This window comes from Micromonospora deserti, from assembly GCF_003236335.1.
In the GTDB taxonomy this organism is placed as follows: Bacteria; Actinomycetota; Actinomycetes; order Mycobacteriales; family Micromonosporaceae; genus Micromonospora; species Micromonospora deserti.
Genome location: NZ_POUB01000404.1, coordinates 1 through 3,983, shown reverse-complemented (window position 1 = coordinate 3,983; position 3,983 = coordinate 1). Strand labels below are relative to the sequence as shown.

Here is a 3,983-nt window from a genome sequence, read left to right as displayed (position 1 = left end):
GGGGAGCGGGTGGTGGCGGGCCGCCGATCCGGCAGGTCCAGGTGTGCCGGCGTCGGCGTCAGGGATCCCAGCGGCTGGGTGGCGGGTCAGGCCCTGGCGAGGCGTTCGAGGGCGCCGCGGGCTACCTCGGGGCGGGTGGTGTACCAGAACGGTGGTAGCGAGCGGCGCAGGAACGGGCCGTAGCCGCGGGCCGTCTCCAGCCGCGAGTCGAGCACCGCGACCACGCCCCGGTCGCCGGTCGCCCTGATCAGCCGGCCCACACCCTGGGCGAGCCGTACCGCGGCGATCGGCACGCTCACCGCGGCGAAGCCGGAGCCACCGGTGGCGTCCACCGCGGCGGCCCGGGCCGCGGCGAGCGGCTCGTCCGGCCGGGGGAACGGCAGCCGGTCGATGACCACCAGCTGGCAGGCGTCGCCCGGCACGTCCACCCCCTGCCAGAGCGACATCACCCCGAACAGGCAGCTGGAGCGCTCCTCCCGGAACCGGCGCACCAGCAGCGGCAGCGACTCCTCGCCCTGGAGCAGGATCGGCAGGTCGGTCCGCGCGCGGAGCAGCTCCGCGGCCTGCTGCGCGGCCCGTCGGGAGGAGAAGAGCCCGAGCGTACGCCCGCCGAGCGCGGTCACCAGCCCGAGCAGCTCCTCGCCGGCCGCGTCGGGCAGCCCGGAGACGCTGGGCCGGGGCAGGTGCGCGGCGACGTAGAGGATGCCCTGCCGGGCGTAGTCGAACGGGGAGCCCACGTCGAGTGATCGCCAGCCCGGCCCCGAGGTGGCCGGCACACCCGCCGTGCCTGCCGATCCGGCGGCACCCGCCGCGCCAGCGCCAGCGGGGGAGGGACCGGTGTCGGCGGGGGGCCGGCCGGCGGACCGGGCGGCCAGGGCGGCGGCGGCCGGCGTCGGCGGAGGCGACGGGGGCGCGTCGAGACCGAGTGCCCGGGCCACCGTGTCGAACCGGCCGCCGAGTGTCAGGGTCGCCGAGGTGGCGACCACGGTGCGCTCGTCGTACAGGTGGGTGGCGAGGGTGCCGGCGACCGAGAGCGGCGCCACCACCAGCGCCCGGCGGCCGGTGGTGTCGTTCCTCTCCACCCAGGCCACGTCATGGTCGGCCTCGTCCAGCAGCCGCTGCGCGGTGTCGGACAGCTCGTCGAGCACCGCCTTGGCCTGCTGCTTGCGCACCGGGTCGGGGTCGTCGGCCTTGACGTCACCCATCACGTCGAGCGCCGCCCGGGTGGCCGCGTCGAGCAGGGTGCACGCCTCACGAAGCGGCGCGGGCAGCCCGGCGGTGATCCGCCCGGCGGGCGCCTCGGCCAGCCCGACCGCGAGGGCGTCGCCCGCCGCGGTCAACGCCTCGGCGGTCTCCGGTCGCAGCAGTGGCCGGGCCCGTCGGGCGGACCGGTCGATCAGCTCGGGCACCAGCTCGGCCTGCGCGGCGGAGGAGACCCGGTCGGCCAGCTCGTGCGCCTCGTCGACGATCAGCAGTTTGTGCGGCGGCACGATCTGCCGGCCGGCGAGCATGTCCACCGCGAGCAGGCTGTGATTGGTGACCACGATGTCGGCCTCGCGGGCCCGCGCCCGGGACGCCTCGGCGAAGCACTCGGCGCCGAACGGGCAGCGGGACGCCCCGACGCACTCCCGAGCCGGCATCGAGACCAGCCGCCACGCCTGGTCGTCAACGCCCGGGTCAAGCTCGTCGCGGTCGCCGGTGTCGGTCTCCATCGCCCAGTCGCGCAGCCGCTGGACCTGCTTGCCGAGCCGCCCCGCCTCGCCGAGCCACCTGTTGCCGCCGCCCGGGCGCGGGGCCGGGGCGTCGAAGAGGGCATCCTCCGGCTCGGCTTCCGTCGAGTTGTCCAGCCGGGCCAGGCAGAGGTAGTGGTGCCGCCCCTTCAACACCGCGAAGGTGGGCCGCCGGCTGAGCAGCGGCTCCACGGCGTCCGCCAGCCGGGGCAGGTCGTGGTCGACCAGCTGGGACTGCAGCGCCAGGGTGGCCGTGGAGACCACCACCGGACCGTCCACGGTCAGCGCCGGAGCGAGGTAGGCCAGCGACTTGCCGGTGCCGGTGCCGGCCTGTACCAGCAGGTGTTCGCGGGCGGCCACGCACTCCTCGATGGCGGCCGCCATCTGCTGCTGGCCTGGGCGGGCGGCGCCGCCGGGCACCGCGCCGACGGCGGCGGCGAGCAGGTCAGCACCGCTGGGCCGGGCGCCCCGGCGCCGGCCGGTGCGGGGCGGCGGGGCGGCGGAACCGGCGGCGGTGCGGAGCGGAGTCACCGTGCGACGGTACCGGGCGGAGCCGACACGGGCCGCGTCCGTCCCGGCGTGGCGACATGCCCCGGTGCGGGTCGCGCTGGCGCTGCGACATCACGGTACGGACGCTCCGGCGGCGCCCGGTTACTTCCCGTGCGGCGACCGTTGGGCGGTATCGGTTAGGGTGCGACTCATGCCGAGCGATGTGGTCCGCGTGATCTACCGCAAGTACGACGGCAGCGCCCACCGCGACTACCCGGCCCGCCGCCTCGCCGAGGACGACCTCGGTGTCTGGCTCGGAGTACCCGCCGGCACCAGGTCGGTCTACCACGGCCGGCCCTCGGTGGAGCAGATCCCGTTCGTGCTCCTGGTGCCGCGGCAGGCCTGGTGGACCGGCATGTTCAACCCGCCGCCGCGAACCAGCGAGGTCTACTGCGACATCGCCAGCCCCGCCCGGTGGGAGAACGACGACACCGTCCACCTGGTCGATTTGGACCTCGACGTGGTCCGCCGGCGGGCCACCGGCGCCGTCGAGCTGCGCGACGAGGACGAGTTCGCCGAGCATCGGGCCCGGTTCGGCTACCCCGACGACCTGGTGGTCGAGGCGGAGGCGGCGGCGCGGTGGCTCCTCGGCGCGCTCGGCGACGGCACGGAGCCGTTCGCCACCTCGTACCGGAAGTGGCTGGCCCTGGTGGTCTGAGCCGCCGGCCGCCGGCCGCCCGCGCGCCGGCCGGCCACCCGCGGCGCGGCGTCACCAGCGCAGCGGCCAGACGTCGTCCGCGTCGAGCGGCGGCAGGTCGCCAACCTTGTCCGGGTTGAGCTGGTTGAAGACGCCGGCCACCCGGCCCTCGTGCACCGCGAACGAGCTCACCAGTCGTAGCGGCCGGCCGTCGGAGTGCACCGTCTCCAGGTGGAGCCCGAGTACGCCGTCGACCAGCACTGGGCGGGCCCGCAACAGGCCGCCGTAGCGGCCGGCCCGGCCGAAGAGACCGAGGATGAACCGGCCCACCGCGTCTGCGCCGACCACCGGGCGCCGGGCGGCCGGGAAGTGCCCGCCGCTGTCGCCGATCAGCATCACGTCCGGGGCGAGCACCTTGACCAGCTCGGCCAGCTCGCCCGACTCGGCGGCGGCGGCGAACGCGGCGACGACCCGGCGCTGCTCGGCCGCGTCGGCGGTGTGCCGGGGCGCCTCGGGGGCGTTGACCGCCCGGCGGGCCCGGGAGGCCAGTTGCCGGGCGGCGGCGTCGCTGGTGCCGAGCACCTCGGCGATCCGGGTGAACGGCACGGCGAAGACGTCGTGCAGCACGAAGGCGACCCGCTGCTCCGGCGTGAGCCGCTCCAGTACCACCAGCAGCGCGGTGCTGACCTGATCGGCGCGGACGGCCCGCTCGGCCGGGTCGGGCGCGAAACCGTCGGTACGGGGGCCCGCGTCGAGCGGCGTCACCATCGGCTCGGGCAGCCACTGGCCCGGGTACGCCTCCCGCCGTACCCGGGCGGAGCGGAGCACGTCCAGGCAGATCCGCGCGCAGGTGGTGGTCAGCCAGGCGTGCAACTGCCGGATCTCGGCGCGGGCCGCCGGGTCGGCGAGGGCGGCGGCGTACCGCAGCCAGGTCTCCTGCACGGCGTCCTCGGCCTCGCTGCGGCTGCCCAGCATCCGGTACGCGACGGCCAGCAGCCGCCCCCGCTCGGCCTCGAACTCCGTAGCCAGATCACGCACCACCACTCCTCCCCACCCACTCCACCCAC

General features: G+C 76.3%; 3 protein-coding genes. 1 reads left to right on the top strand and 2 read right to left on the bottom strand.

The window, feature by feature from the left end; genetic code table 11:
• Positions 1-86: 86 nt before the first annotated feature.
• Positions 87-2,261 carry an ATP-dependent DNA helicase gene (locus C1I99_RS30130; RefSeq protein ID WP_111137561.1) on the bottom strand — a complete coding sequence of 725 codons (2,175 nt, stop codon included), beginning with the start codon at positions 2,259-2,261 and terminating at the stop codon, positions 87-89.
• 169 nt (positions 2,262-2,430) lie between these two features.
• Here C1I99_RS30130 and C1I99_RS30125 point away from each other — a divergent pair, with 169 nt between their 5' ends.
• Positions 2,431-2,937 (top strand): DUF402 domain-containing protein, encoded by a 507-nt coding sequence (locus C1I99_RS30125; RefSeq protein WP_111137560.1) that lies wholly within the window; start codon positions 2,431-2,433, stop codon positions 2,935-2,937.
• Positions 2,938-2,988: 51 nt separating this feature from the next.
• On the opposite strand, the gene sigJ is transcribed toward C1I99_RS30125, so the two are convergent.
• On the bottom strand, positions 2,989-3,954 hold the full coding sequence (sigJ, locus tag C1I99_RS30120; protein ID WP_111137562.1) for an RNA polymerase sigma factor SigJ: 966 nt from the start codon (positions 3,952-3,954) through the stop codon (positions 2,989-2,991).
• Positions 3,955-3,983: the final 29 nt, after the last annotated feature.